Origin of the sequence: Cupriavidus necator N-1, assembly GCF_000219215.1 — a bacterium.
Classification (GTDB): domain Bacteria; phylum Pseudomonadota; class Gammaproteobacteria; order Burkholderiales; family Burkholderiaceae; genus Cupriavidus; species Cupriavidus necator.
In genome coordinates this window covers 971,308-997,773 of sequence record NC_015723.1, presented here as the reverse complement: position 1 = coordinate 997,773, position 26,466 = coordinate 971,308, and the positions used below count along the sequence as shown (strand labels likewise).

Here is a 26,466-nt window from a genome sequence, read left to right as displayed (position 1 = left end):
ACGGGCACCGCTGGCAGGGGCCCAGCGATGCCAGCCATTTCAACCGGCCTTGGCCCTATAATCCAGTACCGCTTTTGCAATTCCGATGGTGCCAATTTGAAATCGATCTGCGGCGACCAGCTGCTCCAGCGCTTGGGCCCCGAAGGCACGGCGGCACTGGGCAAACCGCTTAACCGCGGCCTCTACGAATGCATCCGCGGCGCGATACAGGACGGCAGCCTTGCGCCGGCCACCCGCCTGCCGCCGCAACGCGACCTGGCCGCCGAGCTGGGGCTGTCGCGCAATACGGTGATGTTTGCCTACGACCAGCTGCTGGCCGAGGGATACCTGTACGCGCGCACCGGCAGCGGCACCTTCGTTGCCGCCACCGCGCCGGAGCGCTACCTGAACGCCGCCGCGGCCCCGGCGACCGAGGTCGGGCCGCAGGCCATGCCCGGGCTGTCGCCGCGCGGACAGCGGCTGCTGGCCAATGCCTCGGCCTCGCCCACCCAATGGGGCGCCTTCATGCCGGGCGTGCCCGACGTCACGCGCTTCCCGCATCGCCGCTATGCCCAGATCTCGGCCCGCGTGTGGCGCAACCCGCACCCGGAGTGGCTGAGCTACAGCCATGGCGGCGGGCTGCCGGCGCTGCGCGAAGCCCTGGCGGCGCATCTGCGGGTGGCGCGCTCGGTGCGCTGCGATCCGGACCAGGTGCTGATCACCGAGGGCATTCACCAGGCCATCGACCTGGTGGTGAGGATGCTGGGCTCGCCCGGCGACCAGGCATGGGTGGAGGAACCCAGCTATTGGGGCATCCGCGGCGTGCTGCAGGTCAGCGACATCGGCATGGTGCCGAAGCTGGTGGACGACGAAGGCCTGACGCTGCCCGACACCGAAGCCGGCAGGGAGATGCCCGCGCCGCGCTTTATCTTCGTCACGCCCTCGCACCAGTACCCGCTCGGCGCCGTGATGAGCCTGAAGCGCCGGCGCGCGCTGCTGGAATACGCCCGCCAGCGCGGCAGCTGGATCGTGGAAGACGACTACGACAGCGAGTTCCGTTTTTCCGGGCAGCCGATTCCGTCGTTGCAGGGCATGGAACCGGATGCGCCGGTGATCTATATCGGCACCTTCAGCAAGACGCTCTATCCGGGCTTGCGCATGGGCTACCTGGTGTTACCGCGCAGCCTGGCCGGCGCCTTCCAAACCGCGCACGCCGAGCTATACCGGGCCGGCCACCTGATGACGCAGGCGACCGTCGCCGAATTCATGCAGGCCGGCGACTATGCCGCCCACATCCGCCGAATGCGGCCGCTGTATGCCCGGCGGCGCGCCATCCTGGCCGCGTTGATCGAGCGATACCTCGGCCCCGGCGCGCTGCACGAGCACGGCAGCAATGCCGGCCTGCACCTGGTGCTGCGCCTGCCCGACGATGCCGACGACGTGGCCATCACCGCCGCTGCCCGCGAGCGCGGCATCGTGGTGCGGCCGCTGTCGCGCTATTTCATCGGCGATGCTGTTCAGCAAGGCCTGCTGCTGGGGTATGCCTGCGTACCGGAAGAGGACATCGCGCCGGCCTTCGACAGGCTGCTTGGCTGCCTGCCGCGCGGCGGCATGCGCGCCCCGCTGCGTTGAACCATGCAGTGAGAGTTTCATCCTGACAAAAACCGGAATTGCAATGAATCAACTGTTGGTCCGCAATGTCCGGCTCGCAGCCGGGAACCAGGTTGATATCCTGATGGCAGACGGCCAGTTCGTGCGCATCGGCGCCGGGCGACCGGGCGGACCTGGCGCTGGTCGCCGCTCAAACGGTGGCCGAGGCGGTCGTGGCAAGGCCGGTCCGGCAACTGGTGGTGTCGGCCGGCCGGGTGGTCGCGCGCAATGGCGCGCTGGCATGAACCAGGCTGTGCTGGCGCTGGTTCAATCTCAGGCGGCTCAAGACTTCGGCTGTGGCGTGCTGCTGAACCCCTGCCGCTTGTGCGAGCCATCGCAGAAAGGCTTGTTCTCGGAATGGCCGCACCGGCACAACCAGACCTGCTCGCCTTCAAAAGCGAAGGTGGCGCCTGCCGGGGTCACGATCCTGACGGGACCCTTTATGCGGTACGGCCCATTGTCCTGTACCGTAACGGTGACAACGGTGTCTTCGTCCATGATGCATACACTCCCAGGCGACAGCCACGCTGGCACCCCTGTGGCAACCTTGTGCGCGCCTGTCTCTTCAAATCTACTCCAGTTTGTGGCGGGCGTTAAATAGACTGGCTGTAGGGCAACGTTGAGCTCGTGCCTTGCGTGGCAGTCCCTTGCAAAGCACTTTGCGGCCACAGACGGCCAGCTTCCGGCACTCCGGCCACGGTTGTCCGCCGAGCCCGGGTGCCCACAACCGTACGGAGGTGGCCTTCGATGAAGCCTCGTCAAGACGCACAGCAATGGCGCCGCTTCTATATCCTTGATGAGAAGAACCGGCCAGTGCAGGTAACCGACCACGACGAATGGTCGCGCTGGATGGCGGACAACGACCTGGTATTCCGCCGCACCCTGCTGGAGCAGTCCGGCGGCATGGTGACGACCCGCTTCCGGGGCGTGTCGGAAGCCGCACCGACGGACACCCCCTTGTTCATCACGCGCGTCACAGGGCTGGCTGAGCAGGACAATGAAAGTTTTGGCGCGCAGACGCTTGACGCGGCGCTGGAGGAGCATGAGCGAATCGTGCAGAAGCTGCTGCGCCAGCCGACCGGGCGGTGACTGGCAGCCCGGACCAGCATGCGCCTTTGCCTGAGCCTGGTGCCGGTCGCACCGCGATTGATCATGCGCCCTTTGCTGGAAGCCCGCCTCGTCAACGATGCCTTTGGCGACCCGGGGCTGTTCGTCGACTTCCTGGACGAACGGCGCGCGCTGCTGTTCGACCTGGGCGACATCGCCCGGCTGATGCCGCGCGAACTGATGCGCCTGTCGCATGTGTTTGTCACGCATGCGCACATGGATCATTTCTCTGGCTTCGACAAGCTGCTGCGGGTGCTGCTCGGGCGCAAGCCGCGCATTGTGCTGGTCGGCGGGCCAGGATTCCTGGCGCAGGTCGAGCACAAGCTGCTTGCCTATACCTGGAACGTGGTGCATCGCTACGCCACCGAACTGGTCATCGAAGTGGCCGAACTTGGACTGGACCGGCAGGTGCGGCGCGCCTGCTTTTCCAGCCGGCACGGCTTTGCCAGAGAAGCCGAAGCGCGCGCCGCGAGGACCGGCGATATCGTGCACGACGAAGCGACGTTCCGGGTGCGCGCCTGCTTTGTCGACCACGGGACTCCATGCCTGGCCTACCTGGTGGAGGAAAAGGCCCGACTCGGCGTCAACAAGGAACGCCTGGCCGCATCCGGCCTGACCACCGGCGCCTGGCTGCGCGAACTCAAGCATGCCGTCCTGACCGGCGCAGCCGACGATGCGCCGATCCTTGTGCAGTGGCGGGACCGGCTCGGCGACCATGCGTCGGCGCGAACGGTCGGCGAGCTGAGCCGGCTGATCCTGGATGCCGAGCCCGGCCGGCGCATCGGCTACGTGACCGACCTGCGCTATACGAGCGAGAACGTGCAAGCGCTGTCGCAACTGATGCAAGGCATCGACCAGCTCTTCATCGAGAGCGTGTTCCTGGACGTTGACCGGGCACACGGCCTGCGCAAGAACCACCTGACCGCTGCCCAGGCCGGATTGATTGCGCGCAGCATCGGCGCACGCGCGGTGACGCCGTTCCATTTTTCGCCACGCTATCAAGGGCGCGCCGATGAACTGGCTGCCGAGGTACGGGACGCCTGGGCCACGGAGTCCTTTGCAGAACAGGTACCGCCTGCGGTCTAGATCTCGATCTGCGTGCCAATCTCGATCACGCGATTTGCCGGTATGTTGAAATAATCTGCAGCATTACCGGCGTTCCTGCTCATCGTGGCAAACAGACGCTCACGCCATGAGGCCATGCCACTGGAAACGCCGGCTGCAGGGACGATGGCCTCGCGACTCAGGAAGAACGAGGTGTCCATGATGTCAAACTCCAGGCCAGCCGCCGCAGGCAGCGCGCCGAGCGCCTGCGCAACATCGGGCCGGTTCATGAAGCCGAAGCGCAGCGTTATCAGGTAGCAGGCGTGTCCGAGCGGTTCAACGGCCGCGCACTCGGTCACCGGCACCGATGGTACGTCCTTCATCTTCACGGTAAGAAACACGACGCGCTCGTGTAGCACCCTGTTATGGTTGAGGTTATGCATCAACGCATGTGGCACCACATCCGGTGTCGGGGTAAGGAACACCGCCGTGCCGGGTACACGCGGTGGTGGTGCGAGAAACAGCGAATCCAGGAACGACTTGAGGGGTACGTCGGTACTTTGGAGCCGCTCCAACAGGGCTTGCCGGCCGCGAACCCATGTCAGCATCACGACAAACATCACGGCCCCGACAACGAGCGGGAACCAGCCCCCTTCGGCAACTTTCAACAGGCTGGAAGAAACGAAAGCCATATCCACCGCGATAAAGAAGCCAGTTGCGAAAAGGCTTAGCAGCAAGTTGTAGCGCCAACCGTAGCGGATCACAAAGAAGGTGAGAAGCGTCGTCACCAGCATCGTGCCGGTGACCGCGACACCATATGCCGAAGCAAGATTGGACGAAGACCCGAAGCCGAGCACGGCAATCAGAACCGCAACAAGCAATATCCCGTTGAGCGTCGGTATGTAGATCTGACCGATCGCCCGCTCTGATGTGTGCACCACGTTCATGCGTGGCAGATAGCCCAGCTGGATTCCTTGTTTCGTCAGCGAGTAGGCACCCGAAATCGTCGCCTGCGACGCGATCACTGTTGCCGCTGTTGCAAGTGCAACCATCGGATAAAGGGCCCACGACGGAAAGAGCAGGTAGAAGGGGTTCTCGATTGCTTTTGCATTCACAATGATCAGCGCGCCCTGCCCCAGGTAGTTGAGCGCAAGGGCCGGGAATACCAGGCCGAACCAGGCCAGGCGAATCGGGGCACTGCCGAAGTGTCCCATATCGGCGTAGAGCGCTTCGGCACCGGTGAACGCGAGCAGCACCGCCCCAAGCACCGCGAACGAGGCGAACCCGTGCTGCGTCACGAAACCGAGCGCGTGCAGCGGGCTGAGCGCGCCCAGGATTGCTGGATACCGGGCGATGCCGTGGATGCCCGCGGCGGCCAGGGCGATAAACCACACGATCGTGACAGGCCCGAACAGCGCGCCGATGGCCGCGGTGCCATGGCGCTGGAACAGGAACAGCGCGATCAACACACCCACGGATGCCGGCAAGATATACGGCTGCAGCGCGGTAGTGCCCACCTCGATGCCTTCGAGCGCCGAGAGCACCGACATGGCAGGCGTCAGCACGGCATCACCATAGAAGAGCGCCGCGCCAAACAGGCCCACGAGCAGGATCGGCGTCGGGGAGCGACCGACCTTTTTCACGGACGCCAGGGCGAGCGCGAGCAGTGCCATGATGCCGCCTTCGCCCCTGTTGTTTGCCCGCATGATGAGGATCACGTACTTGAGCGAAACGACCACCATCAGCGCCCAGAGGATCGCGGAGATGCCGCCGAGTATGTTCTCGGTTACGAGGGGAATCCCGTGGGCTGGATTGAAGGTTTCCTTGACCGCATAAAGGGGGCTCGTGCCAATATCGCCGTAGACGACGCCTAACGCAGCAAGGGTGAGCGCTGCGCGGGATTGCTGCAGGTGCGACTCGTCTGGCGTTTCACCGTTCATGGCATAAGAATCCACCGCTGCTCCTCGATTTTCGAACGGATGGTCCGCCTGCTCAGGGCAATCATGTGAGGACGTCCCGCCGCCAGCCCTTCTGTCCGGGCCCCGCCTTTTCGGGAGCGAGAGACGTATTCGACCCATGCCCGCCGCATGCAAAATGCCGCCGAACCTGTCATTGGCCCAGCCTTGCTACAATTCTGGTTCACAGAACGGCAAATATCATGGGCTTTGAACAACTCGCAGCACTAAGGGATCAACTGGCAAACAAGGCGAAGGCCGAATCACGTACGGAAGGCAAGCGCCGGCGCCCCGCGCCAGCTGCCGCGCCGGCTGCCGCACCCGCGAAGCCGCCCGTCGATCCGGTGGTGCATTCGATTGCCCGGCTGCAGAAGCACTTCCCCAAGGCGTTTCCGAAGAACCCGGCACCCAAGGTGCCGCTGAAGGTCGGCACGTTTGAGGATCTGGCCCAGCATGCGGGAAAGCTTGCCCTGACCGAGGCGGAGCTGCGTGAAGCGATCCGCACCTGGTGCAGCGGCGCACGCTATTGGTCGTGCATGGTGGAAGGCGCCAAGCGGCTGGACCTGGACGGCAATGAGGCCGGCGTCGTCAGCCTGGCGGATGCCAAGCGGGCCCAGCAGCTGAAGGCCCGCCGCAGTGCGGGCGCCCGGCCGCGGAAAGCCAAGCCTGCCACGCCCGCGGCCACGCCTGACACACCTGCCGCGCCCGCCGCCACGCCTGACAGCCCTGACACGCCTGCCACGCCCTGATCCCCGCCGTCGGATCTGCAGCGGCGCTTACGCCAGCACCGCGCGTGCGATCACCGTCCGCTGGATTTCCGACGAGCCTTCATAGATGCGCAGGATCCGCGCATCGCGCACCAACCGCTCCAGCGGCATTTCGCGCGTGAAGCCGTAGCCGCCGTGGATCTGCAGCGCGGCGTCGGTAACAAAGCCGACCATCTCCGAGGCATAGAGCTTGGCCATCGATGCCTGCTCGGTGAAGGGCTCGCCGTCCTGGCGCCGTACCGCCGCCTGCAGGGTCAGCAGCCAGGCCGCCTCCAGCCGCGTGCGCATGTCGGCGAACATCCATTGCAGGCCTTGCTTGCGCGCCAGCGGCTCGCCGCCGACCTGGCGCTGCCTGGCCCAGTCCGCGGCGCAGGCCAGCGCTGCCTCGGCAATGCCCAGGCTGGTGGCGGCCACGTCCAGGCGGCTGTTGTCCAGCACCTTCATCGCGGTACGGAAGCCCGTGCCTTCCGGCCCCAGTCGGTTGGCGGCAGGGACGAAGCAGTCCAGCGCCACCTCATGGGCCGGCGCCCCGCGAATGCCCATCAGTTTCTCGGCAGGAGCGATCTCCACGCCCTCGCTGTGCCGGTCCACCACGAAGGCGCTGATACCGCGCGTGCCCGCGGCGGGATCGGTCTTGGCGTAGACGACGATAAAGTCCGCCGCGTCCGCGTTGGAGATGAAATGCTTGACCCCGCGCAGTCGGTAGCCGTCGCCCTCCGGGGTGGCACGCGTGGCCATGTCGGCCGGGTTGGAGCCGGCGCGCGGCTCGGTCAGCGCAAAGGCGCCCAGCTTGATGCCGGCGGCCGCATCCGGCAGGTAGCGCTCGCGCAGGCTGTCGTCGCCGCCGATCAGGATGGAATCGGTAGCCAGGTAGTGCGCGCCGATCATCGACGAGGTAGAGGCGCAGGCCTTGGCAACCTCCACCAACGACAGGATCAGTGCCACGGGCGAGGTCTCGGTCCCGCCCCAGCGTTCCGGCAGGTTCATCCCCATCAGGCCGAGTTCGGCAAGTTGCGGCACATAGCACGTGGTGGAGGCTTCGGCCCGGTCCACCTCGGCCGCCTTCGGCGCCAGTTCGCTTTGCGCGAAGCGGCCGATGGCGTCGGCAATCTCGAGATCGCCCGGTTCGACGCCCAGTCGTTTATGCATGTTGTTTCTCCTTGCTGAACACTTGCGGATGCGCCGTAGCAGCGTTGGCCAGCTCGGCCAGGATGGCTTCGGTGTGCTGCCCCAGCGCCGGCGCGGGCGTCACGCGGTTGGCGCCGTAGCCGGAGAACTTCACCGGCTGCGAGGGCAGCCGCACGGTGCCGCCTTCCGCCTCGGCCACTTCGGTAAGCAGGCCGCGGTGGGCGGCATGGTCGCTTTCCAGGGCTTCCTTGACGTTGCGGATGGGCGCGACAGGAATGCCCGCCTCGCTCAGCAGGCGGTTCACCTCAGCCACGGAAAGGCTGGCCGACCAGGCTTCGAGACCGACGCGCAGATCCCCCTCGAAGCGGCAGCGCGTCTCGTCGTCGGCAAAGCGCGGATCCTGCGCCATCTCCGGCCGGCCGATGGTATTGGCCAGTGCCTGGAACAGCTTGTTGTTCAGCACCGCCACCACATAGAAACCGTCCGCGGCGCGGTACACGCCGAACGGCGCGGACGAGGGATGGCGGTTGCCGACGCGCCGCGGCGCCAAGCCGGTCGCGGCATAGCGCGCAACCAGAGTGGCGCTCAGGCTTAGGGTGGCGTCGAACATCGAGACATCGATATGCGTGCCCCGCCCGGTCTTCTCGCGCGCCAGCAGCGCGGCCAGCACGCCCCATGAGGCGAACAGGCCGCTGACCGCATCCGAGACAGCCTCGCCCAGCATGGTCGGGGTGCCGTCCGGGGCGCCGGTGGCGTCCATCAGTCCGCACATTGCCTGCAGGATGATGTCGTAGGCCGGGCGATGCGATTCCGGGCCGGTCTGGCCGAAGCCCGACACGCTGGCGTAGACCACCGACGGATTCAGCGCACGCAGCGCCTCATAGCCGATGCCCAGCTTGTCCGCGACACCTGGACGGAAGTTCTCGACCACCACGTCGGCCCGGGCGCAGAGCGAGCGCGCCAGCGCCAGGCCCGCTGCCGTCTTCAGGTCGATCACGATGCTCTGCTTGTTGCGGTTCATGGCAGAGAACAGGCCGCTCTTGCCATCGACGAAGGGACCGACCGCGCGGTAGTCGTCGCCGCCCGGCGGTTCAATCTTGATCACCTCGGCGCCAAGGTCGCCGAGCAGCGCCGTGCAGTAAGGGCCCGCCAGCACGCGCGAGAAATCGATCACGCGGATGCCGGCAAGCGGCAGGTCGGAATGGGTCACGTCTTGGCCTCCAGGGCTTGCAAGCCCGCGGGCTTGCGTTTCAGTGACACCGATTCTGCGCAGCGCAGGCTATCAAGTAAAATATGAAATTCGACTAGCACCTATAGGATTTTCTGATGCGTGTCTCCTTGCGGCTGTTGCGCTACTTCGCCGCGACGGCGGAAACCGGCAGCACCACGGCGGCGGCGCGGCTGCTGAACGTCTCGCAGCCCTCCATCTCCGTTGCCATCCGTGAACTGGAGACGCTGTTCGAGGAAGCCCTGTTCGCCCGCGATGTCGGCGCAAGGATGACCCTGACCCGCTTCGGCGTGCGCAAGCTGGCGGAAGCGCGCCACATCCTTGGGGCAGCAACGGCATTTGAAGTGGACAAGAGCGGCGATGCCTCGGCGGGCGAGGTGCAGATCGGCGTCTTCCGCACCCTGGCGCCGGTCTACCTGCCGGTGGTGCTGCGCATGGCACGCGAGCGCTATCCCAAACTGTCGGTACGCTTTGTCGAAGGGGACCTCGCCCAGCTGGAGGACTGGCTGCACGGCGGGCAGATCGAGCTTGCGCTGACCTACGATGTGGGCATGCCCGATGACATCGAGCGCGAACTGCTGGCAGAGCTGCGGCCCTACGGCCTGCTGCCCGCAGGCTCACGGCTGGCCAGGCGCAAAGGCAGCCTGTCGCTGCACGAACTGGCGCAGGAACCGCTGATCCTGATCGACCTGCCGCACAGCCGTGAATTCCTGATGGCGCCGTTCTGGCAATTCGGGCTGCAGCCCGAGGTGCGCTACCGCGCGACTTCGCTGGAACTGGCGCGCGGCATGGTGGCGAACGGACTGGGCGCGGCGCTGCTGATCACGCAGGCACCGGCGTCGTCCCAGGTCACCGCCGTCGTGGAAAAGCCGATACGGGAAGACACCGTGCGCCAGCCGCTGGTGATCGCGCGCACGGCCCGCGCGACGCGCACCCGGGCGTCAGAGTTGCTGGCCGAGTGCGTGCGCGCGGCTGTGGAGGAAGCGAAGATCCAGCGCGCCTGACGGCGGGCGGCGTCCATTCAGCAGAGCCGGTCTGCAACCAATCCGCCACCAGCACCGTCCGCTCGGCCGCGTGGTTGTAGATCGTATGCTCGCCATCCGGCCAGATTCGTAGCGTCACGTCGTCCGTGAGCGCCGCGTCCAGGAAAGGCTGCTGGTCTTCCAGCTTCACCAACGGATCCGCGCCGCCATGCAGCACGAGAACGGGCAAGAGATCCTGTCGCGGTGCGATTGAAAGCGCATGCGTTCGAAATTGGCCTGGATGGCTGGGCCTGGGCGGCTGTCACCAGGTGGCCGGCCCTGGCAGCGTGTTCGGCGCGCTCCAGCTGAGCATCGGCGAGCGACTCGGCCATGCGATCCCAATCCTCTCCCCGGCCTTGTGGCGTCGAACAGCCGGACGGCGTCGGCATAGTCCATGCCGCAATCCAGCAAGCGTGTGACCGGCATCGCCCGCTGGAACGCAAGCGCTGCCGAAGAAACCGTTGTCGTCATCATGGCTCCCGCGCTCACGAAACAGCCGCTGCGCTGGTCCCGGCCAGCATGCTGGACTGCGCCGCACCGCGCCAGTGCATCTTCTGGCGCAGGGAATCGACCAGGCCGGGCAGATGCGCCAGGTCGGAAACGCCGCCGAAAACAGCAAAGTCCGGCCGGCTGATGTAAGCTTGCATGCCATGCCCATGCATGAACGCTGCCTGAGCGCCATCGAGTTCCACCACTGCCCCGGGTATCGAAGCCGCGCCGGACAGCACGACGATATGGCAGCCGAGTTGCTCAAGGAAACCGATCTCCCTGGGTCGGGCTGTCCAACCAGCACTGGGGCAAGCTGACCTTTGGCAACCAGTATGATTTCATGTTCGACTCGCTGCTTTTCGGCGGCTTTCACGAGGCGAACGGCGGCTTCGATGGCGCACTGCCCTATGGCGGCTTCTACAATTTCCGGCAGGGAGCATTTTCCGCCCTCGGCATCCCGAACAACCCCACTGGATCGGCGGACTTCGATCGGGTGGTCCGCTCGGGTACCAGGATCGGTAAAGTACCAATCGGCCAATTTTGCCAGCTTGACCTTCGGCGCCCTGTACGGCTTTGGAGGTGTCGCCGGGTCGTTTTCCTCCGGCAACACCGTCAGCCTTGGCGTCAACTATTCGAGCGGCTGGTTCGCCGCCGGCGCGGCCTACACGGACGTCAAGTATCTGCAGATGAACAACGGGCAAGACGGCATCCGCAACTTCGGAGCCGGCATGCGCTACAGCTTCGGACCGGTCATGACCAGCGTCTTATATGCGCATACCGAGAACACACAGGCCCAGGGGCAAATCGGCGCAAACTGGTCGCTCGCTCCCGCATGGACACTGGGTGGCAACGTCCAGTACATGAAGGGAAATGCCATCCTCCTGAACAATGACGCTGTCCCGCTGACGAGCACGCTGATGTATCGCTTCTCAAAACGGACCGCCGTCTATGCCGAAGGTGTCTATCAACGGGCTTCAGGTGATGGCCCGGCTACGGGGGCATGGATCAATGGGCTCTTCGGGCCCAACGCGGCTTCGAGCGGGCGCACGCAGGTGCTTGGTCAAATGGGCATCACGAGCGCCTTCTGACTGTGATAGCGTGGAGCCTTCCGACTTTCCGCCCACCAATGACCGATTTCGATGCCGACGCCCTGAAGCGGCTGGTCACAGTCACCATGCCTTTTGGCAAGCACAAAGGCACGGTGATCGCCGACTTGCCAGGCAACTACCTGAACTGGTTCGCGCGCGAGGGCTTCCCGCCGGGGCAGATCGGCGCGCTGCTGGCGCTGATGCACGAACTGGATCACAACGGCCTGTCACATCTGCTCAAACCGTTGCGCGGGCGTACGTAGCGCAGTCAGACCCGAGGCTCAGGTCACCGGCGCCGGATTGAACAGCACCAGCGCATTGCGGATCTTCCAGTGCTCGGCCCATGACTTCTTGCCGCTGGCCACCGCCAGCAGCGTGTGGAACAGCTCCCAGCCCACTTCCTCGATGGTGGCCTCGCCGGTCGCAATGCGGCCGGCGTTGACATCCATCAGGTCATGCCAGCGCCGTGCCAGGTCGTTGCGGGTGGACACCTTGATCACCGGCACCTCGGCCAGCCCGTACGGCGTGCCGCGCCCGGTGGTGAACACGTGCAGGTTCATGCCGGCGGCCAGCTGCAGCGTGCCGCAGACAAAATCGCCCGCGGGCGTGGCGGCATAGATCAGCCCCTTTTGCGTGACCTTCTCGCCGGGGCCGGTGACGCCATGGATCGGGCCGGTGCCGGACTTGACGATCGAGCCCATCGCTTTTTCCACGATATTCGACAGGCCGCCCTTCTTGTTGCCCGGCGTGGTGTTGGCGCTGCGGTCGACCTTGCCCTGCTCCAGATAGCGGTCGTACCAGGCCATCTGCTGCACCAGCGCCTCGGCCACCTCGGGCGTGGCCGCGCGCGCGGTGAGCTGGTCGATGCCGTCGCGCACCTCGGTCACTTCGGAGAACATCACCGTGGCCCCGGCGCGCACCAGCAGGTCGGTGGCAAAGCCCACCGCGGGATTGGCGGTGACGCCGGAGAAGGCATCGCTGCCGCCGCACTGCACGCCGACCACCAGGTCAGACGCCGAACAGGTCTCGCGCCGGCGTGCGTTCAGGCGCGCCAGGTTCTTCTCTGCCGTGGCCATGATCGAATCGATCATCGAGGCAAAGCCCACATGCTGCTCGTCCTGCAGGCAGACCACGTCGGGCTCGCCCTCCTTCTGGATCGGGATGGTGCCGGCGCCGATCAGGCGCGCCGGCTGCAGCTTCTCGCAACCCAGGCTGACGATCATCACCTCGCCGCCGAAATTGGGGTTCAGCGCGATATTGCGGATGGTGCGGATCGGGATGCCGGCATCGGGCGCGTCGATCGCCACGCCGCAGCCGTAGGTGTGTTCAAGGCCCACCACATCGTCGACATTGGGATACTTCGGCAGCAGTTCTTCCTTGATGCGCCGCACGGCAAACTCCACCACGCCCTCCACGCACTGCACCGTGGTGGTAATGCCCAGGATATTGCGCGTGCCGACCGAGCCGTCCGCATTGCGGTAGCCCTCGAAGGTATAGCCTTCCAGCGGCGGCAGCGGCGCCACGCGCGTGCCGACCGGCAGGTCGTGCAGTTCCGGCGCGGCCGGCATGCGGATCACCCGCTCATTGACCCAGCTGCCGCGTGGCAGGTCTTTCAGCGCGTAGCCGATCACCACGTTGTAGCGGATCACCGCGTCGCCCTCGCGCAGATCAGTCAGCGCCACCTTGTGGCCCTGCGGCACGCCCTCGGCCAGCACCAGGCCGCAGGGGAATTCCGTTCCCGCCGGCAGGCCGCCGTCGTTGGCCACGATGGCAACGTTGTCGTTCGCGTGCATCGTGATGTACAGCGGGCGAGCCGCCTGCTCACCTGCCGTCGGGGTCACTGCCATGTCATCTCCAGCCTGGCGCGCGTCGCGCACCTTTAGTGTTACGTTGTCTGACAACATTCTATCTGCTTATGGCTGCCTATGACCCCGGGAATTCCCTATCTCTCGTTTTTTCAGGACGGATATAAGCCACTTCTCTGTCATGTTGTACGACAACCAATCATGAACCAGCATTGTCCGCCACTAAGAAGGAGGCCAACTCGCCGAAATCCTGCTGCACCGCAAAATGACCATCCCCCGCGATATGGCCTATAAGGATGCAACCGGTTTCATGCCACGAGAACCGGACAGGAGATCTTCCGCGTGGCCACGCACATCGCGCAGCCACGCCGCACTGATACCCCATACACCGGCCGCTCCGTCGGCCACGCACACGACAGGAGGCATGACTCATGCGCTGGAAGCAACGTCCGCAAGGTTCCAACTGGGGTGACTTCGGCCCCGACGACCAGCTCGGCCGCATCAACCTGATCGGCCCGGAGCAGGTCGTGAAAGGCGCGCGCGAGGTGCAGGCCGGCATCAGCTTCTGCCTGTCGCTGCCGCTGGACTACCCCGGCGGCAACAAGCTCAACCCGCGCCGGCATCCGCCGGTGCTGCGGCCTACCTTCCGTGACGACATCCCCTATTTGAACTTCCCGCTGGCCAAGGTCGATCCCACCGCCACCGACGTCATCAGCGACGACCAGGTGCTGCTGTGCCTGCAATACAGCACGCAATGGGATGCGCTGGCACACGTGGGCGCGCTGTTCGATGCCGACGGCGACGGCCGCCCGGAGCGCGTCTACTACAACGGCTACCGCGCCAACGAGCATATCGTCGGCCCGGTGGACTATGCCGAGGACGACAACTTCGCCGCGCACCCTTGCGGCCACGACCACAGTGCCGCGCAGGCGCTGGGCATCGAGAACTTCGCGGTCAAGGGCATGCAGGGCCGGGGCGCGCTGGTGGACCTGGCCCACACCTTCGGCATGGACTTCCGCAATGTCGGCTACGACGACCTGATGCACGCGCTGGATGCCGGCAAGGTGGAAGTCGAACGCGGCGACATGCTGCTCCTGCGCACCGGCTTTGCCGAGGTGGTGCTGTCGATGCAGCGCAACCCCGATGAAGCCGTGCTGCACCACAGCTGCTGCGCGCTGGATGGCCGCGACGAACGCCTGCTGAACTGGATCACCGATGCCGGCATCGCCGCGCTGATCGCCGACAACTACGCGGTCGAACGCTACCCCGCCCGCCCCGCGCCCGATGGCGACAAGCACCACCCGCTGCTGCCGTTGCACCACCACTGCCTGTTCAAGCTGGGCCTGCCGCTGGGCGAGCTGTGGTACCTGCGTGAACTGGCGGACTGGCTGCGCGCCAACGGCCGTACGCGCTTCCAGCTCACCGCCCCGCCGCTGCGCCTGCCCGGAGCAGTTGGGTCGCCGGTGACGCCGATCGCCACGGTATAAGCCAACAACATTAAATCAGGGAGACACCATGAACCATCGCCACGCGATCCGCCGTATTGCCGCCAGCGCCCTCGCCTTCGCCGCGGCGCTTACCTGCGGCACCGCCCAGGCCCAGCCCAGGGCCGCCGTCTCTGACGACGTCGTCAAGATCGGCATGCTGCTCGACATGAGCGGCCTGTATGCCGACGTCACCGGCCGCGGCAGCGCCACCGCCGCGCAGATGGCCATCGACGATTTCGGCGGCAAGGTGCTGGGCAAGAAGATCGAACTGGTGGTGGTCGATCACCAGAACAAGGCCGACATCGCCGCCAACAAGGCGCGCGAGTGGTTCGATACCGCCAATGTCGACGCCATCCTCGACGTGGCCGCGTCGGCGCCGGCGCTGGCGGTGCTTGAGGTTGCAAGACAGAAGAACCGCATCGTGGTGTTCTCCGGCCCCGGCACCGAGCGCATCACCAATGACCTGTGCACGCCGGTGTCAGTGCACTACGCCTACGACACCTACGCGCTGGCCAACACCACCGCGCGCGCAATGGTGGAGCGCGGCGGCAAGTCCTGGTTCTTCCTGACGGCGGACTACGCCTTCGGCCACACGCTGCAGGACTCGGCCACCGCGGTCATCAACGAGACCGGCGGCAAGGTGCTTGGCGCCGCGCGCCACCCGCTGGCCACCAGCGACTTCGCCTCTTATCTGCTGCAGGCGCAGGCCAGCAAGGCACAGGTGGTGGGCCTGGCCAATGCCGGCGGCGATACCGTCAACGCAATCAAGGCCGCCTCTGAATTCGGCCTGACCCGCAACAACACGCAGCGCATGGCGGGCCTGCTGCTCTATATCAACGACATCCACGCCATCGGCCTGAAGACGGCCTCCGGTCTGGTATTGACCGAGGCCTTCTACTGGGACATGAATGAAGCCACGCGTGCGTGGTCGCGCCGCTATTTCGACAAGCTCAGGAAGATGCCCAACATGAGCCAGGCAGGTGCATATTCATCGGTGACACACTACCTGAAGGCCGTGCAGGCAGCGGGCACCGACGAGACTGCGGCGGTGATGAAGAAGATGAAGTCGATGCCGATCAACGACTTCTTTGCCAAGAACGGCCGCATCCGCGAAGACGGCCGCATGGTCCACGACATGTATCTGTTCGAGGTCAAGACGCCGGCCGAATCCAAGTACCCATGGGACTACTACAAGGTGCTGGCCACGGTGCCGGGCGAGCAGGCGTTCATGCCGATGTCGAAGTCGCAGTGCCCGTTGCTCAGGCGCTGATGGCGGCGCCGGTGGAGATATCGGATTGGGGCCCGAAGTACGCGAATGAAGATGGACTATGTGCCGGCTAGCGGCGGCATGCAACGTGGTGTCCGAACCCCGCGCCGATTTCCGACAAGCACAAATCCTAGTTTGTATCAGACAAATACAGACTAGGATTTGTGCCGTTGGAAACCATCCAGCGTTCGGTTTTCCGCTACCGCTAATCCCTGGTCAGGTTTTCCAGCCACAGGCTCATCAACCCGGCCCGGCCCCTGACGCCGAATTTCCGGAAGATGCCGGTCACATAGGAATGGGTCGTGGAAACCGCCAGACCGAGGCGCTGGGCAATCTGCTTTTCCGATGCGTCGGTCAACAGCAGCCGCAAAACTTTCTGCTCGTGGGGCGCCAACGGGACGGAAGAAAGCGCCAGCCCAAGGTCAAGAATGCTCTCCTTCTTCAGCGCAGTGACATCGCGGGCAACCCCGACGCGCAACCGTTCCGACTGGAGCCATCCGGCGGACCACATGATATGGACGGCACTGCCGTCCTTGTGGCGATAGCGGTTTTCAAAACCGATCCGCTTCTTTCCCGACATGACCTGCTTGGCCTCGACAATGGTCCGGTCCCGGTCGGCGGGCATGACCAGATCGATGATGAACTCGCCCGCCATATCCTTCGGCGTATAGCCAAAAATGCCCTCGCAGGCTGCGCTGACATACTGGATGCGGCCGCCCGTGTCGACCAGGAATACGGCGTCCAGCAGTTGGTCGGCAAACGCAGTGATGTCTTTTCCGATCTCGATACTCATGGCAGTCCAGACCCCCGATACTGGCGCTTTTACTGGCGCCTTGATTGGCCCCTTCGCCCGGATTTCACCCGAACGCGGGTCAACGTGAAGACTAGACCACGCGCCAGCGCATGTACAGTGTTGGCGTCGATAAAACCGGGCGAGGTTCGCCAGCCGGAAGGCCTTTAACGGCGCCACTCATGCCTGCGCGCCGTCAAAGGCACCCTGCTGATTAGCAGGATATGACTTTTGCACGGTTTCGATACCATCATGGCCATCATTTGCCCGGTCTTCGGCAGGCCCCGCCGGGGGCTTCCAAAGCCGTAGTCAACGAGAGTCGGGGCAAATGAGCCAAGCCTCAGCATCGCCTACCCCCTTCGAGGGGGGAGTCGAGGTCAGGAGGGGAGCGGCCCGGCCCGCTGACGGAGGTGGCAGTGGCCTCTGTCAGCGGGGACCGTGCAACGCTGCGGCAATGCCCCGGGACGTACCTGTTCGGCGGCGTCCCTACCCCCTCATTGGATCTGCGCAATCCGCAGCAGGTTGGTGGTTCCCGCCACCAGGAACGGCAGTCCGGCGGAGATGACGATGGACTGTCCGGCTTCCCCGAACCCCTCCGCCAGCACAGTGCGGCTGGCCAGATCGGTCATCTCCGGCACATCCAGCACCTCGTGGCAGAGCACCGCATGCACGCCCCAGGTGAGCGTCAGCCGCCTCGCCGTCGCCATGCGGGGTGTCATGCCGAGGATGGGCACCTGCGGCCGCTCGCGCGCCATGCGCAGCGCCGAGTAGCCCGAGCTGGTATAGGCGACCGTCGCCGGCACCCTGAGCAAGCCCACGATATGCCGCACCGCGTAACCGATGGCATCAGCCGCGTCCGCGCGCGGCGGGGTGTGGGATGCCTCGATGGCGTCGCGGTACAGCGGGTCGGATTCCGTGCGGGAGATAATGCTGTTCATCATTCGCACCGCCTCCACCGGATACCGGCCGGAAGCCGACTCGGCCGACAGCATGACTGCGTCGGCACCGTCGTAGATCGCCGTCGCCACGTCTGACGCTTCCGCACGGGTAGGCACGGGGGCGGCAATCATCGATTCAAGCATTTGCGTGGCAACGATGACCGGCTTGCCGGCCTTGCGGCACGCGCGGACGATCTGCTTCTGCAGCGACGGCACCTGCTCGGCGGGCATCTCCACGCCCAGGTCGCCGCGCGCCACCATGATGGCATCGGCCTCGGCGACAATCAGGTCCAGGCTCTGGATGGCGGCAGGCTTCTCCAGCTTGGCCACGATGCCGGCGCGGCCGTTGACGATTGCCTTGATCTCCCGGATGTCCTCCGGCCGCTGCACGAAGGACAGCGCGATCCAGTCCGCACCCAGCGCCAGTCCGAAGTCTAGGTCGCGCCGGTCCTTCTCGGTCATGGCCGACAGCGGCAGCACCGCGTCCGGCACGTTCACCCCCTTCCGGTCCGAGAGCGTGCCGCCGTTGACGACCGTGGTCTCGGCGAAGTCGGCGCCGCACTGCCCGACGCGCAACCGGGTCTTGCCGTCGTCCAGCAGCAGCTCCACGCCCTCGCTCAGGGCGGCGAAGATCTCCGGGTGCGGCAGGCAGACCCGGCTGGCCGAGCCGGGCGCCGCACTGTCCAGGTCCAGCCGGAAGCCAGCACCGGCGGCGAGTTGCACCGGGCCGTCGGCGAAGGTGCCGATGCGCAGCTTCGGACCCTGCAGGTCGAGCAGAACGCCGATCGGGCGGCCCAGTTCGCGCTCTACGGCGCGGATGGCTTCGAATCGTTGCCGGTGGTCGTCGTGGGTGCCGTGGCTGAAGTTGAGCCGGAAGACATCGGCGCCGGCCTCGAACAGCGCGTCAATGAGGTCGGGCGTGCTACTCGCGGGACCGAGCGTGGCCACGATCTTGGCGTTGCGAAGGCGTCTCATGCCATTGCTCCATGTCAGCGCGCGACGGGAGCCGCGCGTAAATCGTTCACCCTGGTCAGGTGTTCTGCACGACGATGCTTGGGAACTTGCTGGTCATGTCGCGCGCCTTGTCGGCGACCTTGATCGCCACCTTGCGCGCGATGGCGCGGTACATCTCGGCCACCGGGCTGTCGGGCTCGGCCACCACGGTCGGACGGCCGGAGTCGGCCTGCTCGCGGATCTGCAGGTTCAGCGGCAGGCTGCCGAGCAGGTCCACGCCGTAGTCGGCGCACATCTTCTCGCCGCCGCCGTGTCCGAAGATATGCTCGACGTGGCCGCAGTTCGGGCAGCAGTAGACCGCCATGTTCTCGACGATGCCCAGGATGGGAATGCCCACCTTCTCGAACATCTTCAGGCCCTTCTTGGCGTCCAGCAGCGCGATGTCCTGCGGCGTGGTGACGATCACCGCGCCGGTGACCGGCACCTTCTGCGACAGCGTCAGCTGGACGTCGCCGGTGCCCGGCGGCATGTCGACAATCAGGTAGTCCAGGTCGTGCCAGTTGGTCTGGCGCAGCAACTGCTCCAGCGCCGAGGTCACCATCGGGCCGCGCCATACCATGGGGTTGTCCTGCTCGATCAGGAAGCCGATCGAGTTGGCCTGCAGGCCGTGGCCTTCCAGCGGCTCCATGGTCTGGCCGTCGGCGGATTCCGGGCGGCCGTCGATGCCCAGCATCATCGGCAGGCTCGGGCCGTAGATGTCTGCGTCGAGCATGCCGACGCGCGCGCCTTCTGCCGCCAGCGCCAGCGCCAGGTTCACGGCCGTGGTGGACTTGCCCACACCGCCCTTGCCCGACGCCACCGCGATCACATTCTTCACGCCCGGCAGCAGCTTGACCCCGCGCTGCACCGCGTGTGCGACGATCTTCATGGTGACGGCCACGCTGACATTGCTCACGCCTGGCACTTGCCGCACTGCAGCAACCACCAGCTTGCGGATCGGATCAAACTGGCTCTTCGCGGGGTAGCCGAGTTCGACTTCCAGCGAGACATCGCCGCCGTCGACACGGATATTCCTGGCCGATCGGGTGGACACCAGGTCCTTGCCCGTATTGGGATCGATGACGGTGCGCAGGGCTTCGGTGACCTGCTCAGTGCTGACGCTCAAGACATACTCCGCTGCTGGTGAATGTAGGGAGGCAGTCGTCGCCTGTCAGAGCAACTCCAGCCAACGACTGTCCGTGCGCACCAGATGCCGGCCACGGTCGAAGCGCGTATAGCCAACACGGTCAAAGAATTCCAGGACCTGAACCGCACGTTTTCGTCCGAGTCCGGTGGCATTGCGAAATGCCCCGGCGACGACCGTGCCGGCGTTCTTGCTGGCGTCGACAGCGGCGAGCAAGGCCAGCTCGCGAATCGCCTCCGGATCGTAGAAGAGGTCGTGCACGACCTGAAACGTCTCGCCATGACGTGCGAGCTTGCGCATCAGTTGCCGCACCCTGTCCTCCGGCACGCCATGCGCGCTCGCCAGCTCGCGCACCCATGGCGGATCGAAGCGCCCCGCTTTCATGTCCTGCTGCAATGTCGCGGCAAGCGAGCGATCCGCATCGTCGAGCGTCACGGTGTGCTCGGGCAGGTGCAGCCAGGGCCCGTTCCTGATGATGTCACCGCGCGCGCAGGCGTCATCGACGACCGCACTCCACAACGCGTCTTGCGCGAGCGGCGCGGCGATCCTGCGCAAACGCGCCACCTCCGGGCCAAGCACATCCGGCGAGCGTTGGTGGAATTGCCGGAGGGCAGTGGTCAATCGGCCCGCCAGCGCCCGCCACGCCGCGCTGGACACCAGCAAGGCATCGTCGCCCGGAAGTTCAATCACGCGCGTGTCCCGCGGCAGTTCGATGGCCGCCGCCGGCATGCCGCTCAGCCGCTCCAGCAGCGCGCGCGACAGCCCGTTTGGCGCCTGCTCAAGCAATGCCCCGACCGAGCCAGTGTCAAGCATGGCCTGCATTGCGTCGAGCCACGCCAGCCGCGCCGGGGAACGGCGCTTGCGCGCGGGCGCGAACGGATCGAGTACATCTCCGCCGCCGATGGTGCGGCTAGCCTGCGCGTTCCGCACGACAAAGGGATCGCCAGGCAGCGCGCACACCGGCCGCTCGAACACAAGCTGCACGCGCGCGCGCTGCCCGGGCGCAAGCGTCGGGCCATCGAGCAGCGCGACACGTGCCACCTGGTGCTGCGTGCCCAGGTGAATATGCATGGGCGCCCAGTGCTCCAGCGCAGGGGCGTCTGGCAACAGGGTCAGCATCACATCGATGCGCTCCGACGCCCGTGCCAGGCGCACATCGACCACCCAGTCACCGCGTTCGATCGCGCCCTTGCCGATGCCGGCCAGGTTCAGCGCGCAGCGCTGCCCCGCCCGCCCGGCAGCAGCAGGACGATTCTGCGCATGGATGCTGCTCACGCGCACAGACTCGTTCTTCGGTGCGAGCAACACCCTGTCGCCGACATGGATGCGCCCGGACACCACGGTTCCGGTCACGATCGTTCCTTGCCCGGCAAGCGTGAAGACCCGGTCAACCGCAAGGCGGAACAGCCCGTCGTCGCGCCTGGTGCGCGACGCAGCCGCGGCCGCGTGCAGGTGCCGCTTCAACGCGTTCACACCCGGATCGTCGGCGCGCGTTGCGCAGGTTTCAAAAACCGGTGCATCCTCCAGCATGCTGCCGCGCCGGAACGACGCAATCTCCGCGCGCACCTGCCGCAGCCGCGCGTCATCCACGCGATCGACCTTGGTCAGCGCAATCGCGCCGCGCCGGATGCCGAGCAGTTGCACAATGGCAAGGTGCTCGCGCGTTTGCGGCATCACGCCGGCATCGGCGGCGACCACGAGCAGCGCGAAGTCAATACCGCATGCGCCCGCGGCCATGGTGTGAATCAGCTTTTGGTGGCCCGGGACATCGACCAGGCCGAGCACGTCGCCGTTCTCGAGCGGCACGTACGCATAGCCAGGCTCGATCGAGACCTCGCGCACCTTCTTCTCCTTCAGGCGGTCGGCATCCATGCCCGACAGCGCCCTAACCAGGCTGGTCTTGCCGTGATGGATATGTCCTGCCGTGCCGACGATCATGGCTGCGTCAGGTAGACCGACAGCCTGACGCGCCGGAGACCATCAGGGACTGCCGCGGGAATATCCTCGTCGTGAACATGCATGGTCTCCTATCCTTATCCGAATGGCCGATGAGGCTTGCTCAAGCGTGCATCGACGCCGCTGCGCTTAGTGTTCCTGCATCGTTGGAGACAAGATAATTGCCTGGCCACTTAAGGTAAATTCAGCGATTCTTTGCGCGCCTATAAGCGATGCCTTAAGTGACAACGGGATGGACAGATTGACCCGAGAGACCTGGCTCAGCATGGACATTTTGTCCATCGCACAGGCCCCGCAGCGCTTGCAGTACGCCGGAACCTCCCGACTACCCAGCGATGCTGTCGCAGGCATGGGCCTTGCTCAGCAGTCTGGATCGGCTGGCCGACCATGTCGCTGCAAAGCAGGAAAGGAATCGAACTCTCATGGCGAAAGTCCTATGTGTCCTTTATCCGGATCCGGTCTCCGGATATCCGCCGCACTATGTCCGCGATGACATTCCGGTGATCACGACCTATGACAACGGCCAGACTGCCCCGACCTCGAAGGCAGCGCTCGGATTCAAGCCCGGCGAACTTGTGGGGTCGGTCTCCGGCGAGCTGGGTCTTCGCGGCTATCTGGAGGGGCTGGGCCACGAACTCATCGTGACCAGCGACAAGGATGGGGCTGACTCTGCGTTTGAGAAGCATCTTCCCGATGCTGAAGTGGTCATTTCGCAGCCATTCTGGCCGGCTTACCTGACCAGGGAGCGAATCGCCAGGGCAAGGAAGCTGAAGCTTGCGCTGACTGCGGGCATCGGCTCCGATCATGTCGATCTTGAGGCGGCCGCCCGTGCCCACATCACCGTCGCCGAAGTGACGGGATCAAACAGCATCAGCGTGGCGGAGCACGTCATACTGACGATGCTGGCGCTGGTCCGCAACTACCTGCCATCCCATGAGATCGCCTTGCGTGGCGGGTGGAATATTGCCGACTGCGTGTCACGCAGCTATGACATGGAAGGCATGCAATTCGGCACGATCGGCGCCGGCCGGATCGGTCTCGCGGTGCTGCGCAGGCTCAAGCCTTTTGGCCTGCAGTTGCATTACACCCAGCGGCACCGACTCAGCCCGGAGATCGAGCAGGAACTGGGCCTGACTTTCCACCCCGATGCCGAATCGCTCGTGAGCGCCATGGACTTTGTCAGCCTGCAGATACCCCTTTATCCCTCAACCATGCATTTTTTTGATGACAGGATGCTCGCCAGGATGAAGCGCGGCGCCTACCTCATCAATACGGCGCGCGCAGAACTGGTTGACCGCGACGCGGTTGTGCGTGCGGTCAAGTCCGGCCACATTGCCGCCTATGGCGGTGACGTGTGGTTCCCCGAACCAGCGCCCCCGGATCATCCCTGGCGAACCATGCCTTTCAACGGCATGACCCCCCATATCTCCGGGACCTCGCTCTCCGCGCAGGCCCGCTATACCGCTGGCACGCTGGAAATCCTGGAAAGCTATTTCGATGGCACCCCCATTCGCGAGGAATATCTCATCGTTGACGGTGGCGGACTTGCGGGAACAGGGGCCAGATCCTACAAGCTGACGTGAGCGCCAGCGCCGGCGTTGCGCAATTTGCAACGGCGATTGATACTGCCTGGTCAGGAGGAAATGAAAGGTCAGAGGCACCACACAATTCGTGTAGGCTTATGCGTTGAATTCTCTTCCGTCAGCCCGAAAACCGTATCGGTTTCACCAACAAGAAGCGCCCGATGCCTACAAATTCCCCCGAACCGCAAGCTGTTTCCGGCACAGTCACCCGCAGCGCCATATTCATCGTTGCGACGCTCACCGACGGCGACGACCACGCCGACACCGTCCGCGCATGGTGTGCCGACGTTGCCGCCATCGTGCGCGCGGTCGGCCATCGCGTGCCGTCAGGCAACCTGTCCTGTGTCTGCGGCTTCGGCTCCGACGCTTGGGACAGGCTGTTCGGCAAGCCCCGTCCCGCGGCGCTGCATCCGTTCCGGGAGTTCGGCACCGGCGATCGCGTCGCCATCGCCACGCCGGGTGACCTGCTGTTGCACATCCGTGCCGATTCGATGGACCTGTGCTTCGAGCTTGCCACGCAACTGCTCGGCAAGCTTGGCGATGCGATCCAGGTCGTCGACGAGGTGCACGGCTTTCGCAACTTCGACATGCGGGCGATGATCGGCTTTGTCGATGGCACGGAGAATCCGGCCGGACGCGAGGCGGTCGATTTCACGGTGATCGGCGACGAGGATGCCGAGTTTGCCGGCGGCAGCTACGTCATCGTGCAGAAATATCTGCACAATATGACGGGGTGGAATGCCCTTCCCGTGGAGACACAGGAACTGATCATCGGACGCAAGAAGCTGTCCGACATCGAACTGGACGAAGAGATCAAACCCTCGTCATCGCACAGTTCGCTGACAACGCTGGTCGAGAACGGGCAAGAGGTGAAGATCTTGCGTGACAACATGCCATTCGGGCGCCCGGGAGCGGGCGAGTTCGGCACCTACTTCATCGGCTACGCCCGTTCGCCCGCGCCGATCGAGAAGATGCTCGAGAACATGTTCGTCGGATTGCCGCCCGGCAATTACGACCGGCTGCTCGACTTCAGCAAGGCAGTCACCGGCAGCCTGTTCTTTGTGCCGTCGGCCGACCTGCTTGAAGGGCTTGCGGACCGCGAAGCCCCTGCTGTCAGTGATAGCCAACCGGCGCCCTCACCGTCGGCCGCACCGCACCGGGAAGGCTCATTGAATATCGGATCGCTCAAAGGGAACCGTGAATATGAATAACCTGCACCGCGAACTCGCCCCAATCACCAGCGCCGCATGGTCTCAAATTGAAGAGGAAGTGGCGCGCACCTTCAAGCGTTCCGTCGCCGGACGGCGCGTGACAGACGTGATCGGCCCCGGCGGCCCCGAACTGGCCGGCGTGGGTACCGGGCACCTGCTGGACCTCGAGGCGCCGCTGCAGGGCGTCGGCGCGAAGCTGCGCGAGGTCAGGGCCCTGGTCCAGCTGACCGTGCCGTTTGAACTCCAGCGCGAAGCGATCGACAGCGTCGAGCGCGGCGCGCGCGACTCCGACTGGCAGCCGGCCAAGGAAGCGGCCAAACAGCTTGCCTTTGCGGAGGATCGGGCCATCTTCGACGGCTATCGGCAGGCGGGCGTCGTTGGCATCCACCAAGGCTCGTCGAATCCGAAGTTCACGCTGCCGGCCGACGTCAACGAATATCCGCAGGTGATCAGCGATGCGCTCGAGGCGTTGAAGCTGGTGGGCGTCGACGGCCCCTACTCCGTGCTCCTTGGCGCCGACGCATACACCGCGCTCGCGGGCGGGCGCGACCAGGGCTACCCGGTCATTGACCACATCAAGCGGATCGTCAGCGGCGAGATCATCTGGGCGCCGGCGATCAGCGGCGGCAGTGTAATGTCGACCCGCGGCGGTGACTACGCCTTGCACCTTGGCGAGGATCTCTCGATCGGCTATAGCAGCCATACGGAGCAGGTGGTACGGCTGTACCTGCGTGAAACGCTGACGTTCCTGATGCTGACGAGCGAGGCATCGGTTCCGCTTGAACTGACAGGGCAAGCACCCGGAAAATAATGCTTGTCGATTGAGCCGGCGCGGTCCGTTTCGGCGCGCCGGACTGACTGCAGCGCCGCCCCCTACGTCAGTTGATACTGACGGTCCGGTAATTTCTCCTCGGGAATCTCCCGATTGGACAGCTCCAGCAGCGAGCGCTCGATGTTGCGTGCGATGGCATCGAGTGCCAGAGCGTTGGGCGCCTCGCTGAACGGCTCGGACACTTCGTCGGCGATTGCTTCCAGCGCGATCAGCGTGTAAGCAACAAAGACGCAGATGATTGGCGTGAACAGCTCGGTCGAATCCACCAGGCCAAATGGCAGCATGATGCAATAGGCGTACACGGTGCGATGCAGCAGGACCCCGTAGGAAAACGGGATCGGGGTGGATGCAATGCGCTCGCACCCGCCGACCGTCGTCGCCAGTTCGTTGATCTGGGCATCAAGCATCCAGAGCTTGTTCTCCGAGATCACGGCACGAAATTGCAGGCGCGAGAGTCTATGGCGTACCTCATTGAGGATTGCCGTCGGCCGATAGTGCTTGGAACGCAAGGCCTCCATCGCGTCGCGCCCGACAAGCCGAACCAGATCCTGGGTCGGGTCCGTCTTGCGAAGCTCATGCTTTAGCGAATAGGCAAACGCAATCAGATGATTGACCAGCTGGATCCGATCCTCACTGCGGTCCTCGGGGAGATAACACAGTATCTGCGAGGTGAGCGAGCGTGAGGCGATGAGCACGTGCCCCCAAAGGTAGCGTGCTTCTTTGAAGCGTTCGTAGCTGGCATTGTTCCGGAACGCAAGAAAGATGGTCAGCGCCACGCCAAATAGCGTGAAAGGGGCGGTATTGAGCGGGATCTTTTCGCCCAGTATCCGCCCTTGGGTCAGGACAGCGAAGCCGCTGACAAGAGCCAGGAAGAGCAGCTGCGGAATGATGGTCTGCAAGACTGACCCGCTCCATACGAACAGCATGCTGAACCAGTTTCTCTTTGGCCGTACGATCATGATTTTTCTTGTGGGGAAGCTTTATCTCAGAACGGACTGCATAC

General features: G+C 64.9%; 23 protein-coding genes and 1 pseudogene. 13 read left to right on the top strand and 11 right to left on the bottom strand.

Going from position 1 to position 26,466, the window contains the following annotated elements:
- Positions 1 to 96: 96 nt before the first annotated feature.
- Together pdxR and CNE_RS42195 are read left to right on the top strand one after the other, a co-directional pair.
- Positions 97 to 1,611 carry a MocR-like pyridoxine biosynthesis transcription factor PdxR gene (gene pdxR, locus CNE_RS22695; protein ID WP_041228591.1) on the top strand — a complete coding sequence of 505 codons (1,515 nt, stop codon included), beginning with the start codon at positions 97 to 99 and terminating at the stop codon, positions 1,609 to 1,611.
- A 134-nt stretch (positions 1,612 to 1,745) separates the two neighbouring features.
- A pseudogene (locus CNE_RS42195) lies at positions 1,746 to 1,874 on the top strand (cytosine deaminase); the annotation flags it as partial.
- A gap of 37 nt (positions 1,875 to 1,911) precedes the next feature.
- Here the strand turns inward: CNE_RS42195 and CNE_RS22690 are convergent.
- Complete coding sequence (locus CNE_RS22690) at positions 1,912 to 2,127, bottom strand: CDGSH iron-sulfur domain-containing protein (protein ID WP_041228590.1); 216 nt, start codon at positions 2,125 to 2,127, stop codon at positions 1,912 to 1,914.
- A gap of 249 nt (positions 2,128 to 2,376) precedes the next feature.
- Between CNE_RS22690 and CNE_RS22685 the strand changes: the two genes are divergently transcribed.
- Positions 2,377 to 2,718 (top strand): hypothetical protein, encoded by a 342-nt coding sequence (locus CNE_RS22685; RefSeq protein WP_013952617.1) that lies wholly within the window; start codon positions 2,377 to 2,379, stop codon positions 2,716 to 2,718.
- 63 nt (positions 2,719 to 2,781) lie between these two features.
- Positions 2,782 to 3,822: a ribonuclease Z gene (locus CNE_RS22680; protein ID WP_041228836.1), complete on the top strand. Its 1,041-nt coding sequence runs from the start codon at positions 2,782 to 2,784 to the stop codon at positions 3,820 to 3,822.
- Here the strand turns inward: CNE_RS22680 and CNE_RS22675 are convergent.
- The gene (locus tag CNE_RS22675; protein WP_013952614.1) at positions 3,819 to 5,720 is read right to left on the bottom strand and encodes a potassium transporter Kup; all 1,902 of its coding nucleotides are present in this window, start codon (positions 5,718 to 5,720) and stop codon (positions 3,819 to 3,821) included. The genes CNE_RS22680 and CNE_RS22675 overlap by 4 nt on opposite strands.
- Before the next feature lie 218 nt (positions 5,721 to 5,938).
- Here CNE_RS22675 and CNE_RS22670 point away from each other — a divergent pair, with 218 nt between their 5' ends.
- Complete coding sequence (locus tag CNE_RS22670) at positions 5,939 to 6,484, top strand: ProQ/FinO family protein (RefSeq protein WP_041228589.1); 546 nt, start codon at positions 5,939 to 5,941, stop codon at positions 6,482 to 6,484.
- A gap of 27 nt (positions 6,485 to 6,511) precedes the next feature.
- Here CNE_RS22670 and CNE_RS22665 read toward each other — a convergent pair whose 3' ends face one another.
- Positions 6,512 to 7,651: an acyl-CoA dehydrogenase family protein gene (locus CNE_RS22665; RefSeq protein WP_013952612.1), complete on the bottom strand. Its 1,140-nt coding sequence runs from the start codon at positions 7,649 to 7,651 to the stop codon at positions 6,512 to 6,514.
- Complete coding sequence (locus tag CNE_RS22660; RefSeq protein WP_013952611.1) at positions 7,644 to 8,840, bottom strand: CaiB/BaiF CoA transferase family protein; 1,197 nt, start codon at positions 8,838 to 8,840, stop codon at positions 7,644 to 7,646. The genes CNE_RS22665 and CNE_RS22660 overlap by 8 nt, the downstream gene beginning before the upstream one ends.
- Before the next feature lie 116 nt (positions 8,841 to 8,956).
- Here CNE_RS22660 and CNE_RS22655 point away from each other — a divergent pair, with 116 nt between their 5' ends.
- Positions 8,957 to 9,862, top strand: a complete 906-nt coding sequence (locus CNE_RS22655; RefSeq protein ID WP_013952610.1) for a LysR family transcriptional regulator — start codon at positions 8,957 to 8,959, stop codon at positions 9,860 to 9,862.
- 503 nt (positions 9,863 to 10,365) lie between these two features.
- Here CNE_RS22655 and CNE_RS41865 read toward each other — a convergent pair.
- On the bottom strand, positions 10,366 to 10,527 hold the full coding sequence (locus CNE_RS41865; RefSeq protein ID WP_193351079.1) for a hypothetical protein: 162 nt from the start codon (positions 10,525 to 10,527) through the stop codon (positions 10,366 to 10,368).
- A gap of 390 nt (positions 10,528 to 10,917) precedes the next feature.
- Between CNE_RS41865 and CNE_RS38715 the strand changes: the two genes are divergently transcribed.
- Both CNE_RS38715 and CNE_RS22645 read left to right on the top strand, forming a co-directional pair.
- The gene (locus CNE_RS38715) at positions 10,918 to 11,457 is read left to right on the top strand and encodes a porin (RefSeq protein WP_049800637.1); all 540 of its coding nucleotides are present in this window, start codon (positions 10,918 to 10,920) and stop codon (positions 11,455 to 11,457) included.
- Positions 11,458 to 11,495: 38 nt separating this feature from the next.
- A complete protein-coding gene (locus CNE_RS22645) occupies positions 11,496 to 11,720 on the top strand; it encodes a DUF3820 family protein (RefSeq protein ID WP_013952607.1) in 225 nt (74 codons plus the stop codon).
- Between the two features lie 18 nt (positions 11,721 to 11,738).
- On the opposite strand, the gene garD is transcribed toward CNE_RS22645, so the two are convergent.
- Entirely contained in the window at positions 11,739 to 13,304 is a 1,566-nt protein-coding gene (garD, locus tag CNE_RS22640) for a galactarate dehydratase (protein ID WP_013952606.1), read from the bottom strand.
- 389 nt (positions 13,305 to 13,693) lie between these two features.
- Between garD and CNE_RS22635 the strand changes: the two genes are divergently transcribed.
- Positions 13,694 to 14,749, top strand: coding sequence for a cyclase family protein (locus tag CNE_RS22635; RefSeq protein ID WP_013952605.1), 1,056 nt, complete (start codon positions 13,694 to 13,696; stop codon positions 14,747 to 14,749).
- A 28-nt stretch (positions 14,750 to 14,777) separates the two neighbouring features.
- Positions 14,778 to 16,019 (top strand): ABC transporter substrate-binding protein, encoded by a 1,242-nt coding sequence (locus CNE_RS22630; RefSeq protein ID WP_013952604.1) that lies wholly within the window; start codon positions 14,778 to 14,780, stop codon positions 16,017 to 16,019.
- Between the two features lie 202 nt (positions 16,020 to 16,221).
- Here the strand turns inward: CNE_RS22630 and CNE_RS22625 are convergent, their stop codons facing one another.
- The 4 genes from CNE_RS22625 to selB form a co-directional block, all read right to left on the bottom strand.
- Positions 16,222 to 16,809 (bottom strand): helix-turn-helix transcriptional regulator, encoded by a 588-nt coding sequence (locus CNE_RS22625; RefSeq protein WP_013952603.1) that lies wholly within the window; start codon positions 16,807 to 16,809, stop codon positions 16,222 to 16,224.
- 491 nt (positions 16,810 to 17,300) lie between these two features.
- Positions 17,301 to 18,719 carry a pyruvate kinase gene (gene pyk / locus CNE_RS22620; RefSeq protein ID WP_013952602.1) on the bottom strand — a complete coding sequence of 473 codons (1,419 nt, stop codon included), beginning with the start codon at positions 18,717 to 18,719 and terminating at the stop codon, positions 17,301 to 17,303.
- A 55-nt stretch (positions 18,720 to 18,774) separates the two neighbouring features.
- Positions 18,775 to 19,863 carry an iron-sulfur cluster carrier protein ApbC gene (gene apbC / locus CNE_RS22615; protein ID WP_013952601.1) on the bottom strand — a complete coding sequence of 363 codons (1,089 nt, stop codon included), beginning with the start codon at positions 19,861 to 19,863 and terminating at the stop codon, positions 18,775 to 18,777.
- Between the two features lie 45 nt (positions 19,864 to 19,908).
- Complete coding sequence (gene selB, locus CNE_RS22610; protein ID WP_013952600.1) at positions 19,909 to 21,819, bottom strand: selenocysteine-specific translation elongation factor; 1,911 nt, start codon at positions 21,817 to 21,819, stop codon at positions 19,909 to 19,911.
- Between the two features lie 440 nt (positions 21,820 to 22,259).
- On the opposite strand from selB, the gene CNE_RS22605 reads away from it, so the two are divergent.
- The 3 genes from CNE_RS22605 (at position 22,260) to CNE_RS22595 (ending at position 25,442) form a co-directional block, all read left to right on the top strand.
- Positions 22,260 to 23,420 carry an NAD-dependent formate dehydrogenase gene (locus CNE_RS22605; RefSeq protein ID WP_013952599.1) on the top strand — a complete coding sequence of 387 codons (1,161 nt, stop codon included), beginning with the start codon at positions 22,260 to 22,262 and terminating at the stop codon, positions 23,418 to 23,420.
- Between the two features lie 161 nt (positions 23,421 to 23,581).
- Entirely contained in the window at positions 23,582 to 24,631 is a 1,050-nt protein-coding gene (locus CNE_RS22600; RefSeq protein WP_013952598.1) for a Dyp-type peroxidase, read from the top strand.
- A complete protein-coding gene (locus CNE_RS22595; protein WP_013952597.1) occupies positions 24,624 to 25,442 on the top strand; it encodes a family 1 encapsulin nanocompartment shell protein in 819 nt (272 codons plus the stop codon). The genes CNE_RS22600 and CNE_RS22595 overlap by 8 nt, the downstream gene beginning before the upstream one ends.
- Positions 25,443 to 25,504: 62 nt before the next feature.
- On the opposite strand, the gene CNE_RS22590 is transcribed toward CNE_RS22595, so the two are convergent.
- Positions 25,505 to 26,422, bottom strand: coding sequence for a bestrophin family protein (locus CNE_RS22590; protein ID WP_041228588.1), 918 nt, complete (start codon positions 26,420 to 26,422; stop codon positions 25,505 to 25,507).
- Between the last annotated feature and the right edge of the window lie 44 nt (positions 26,423 to 26,466).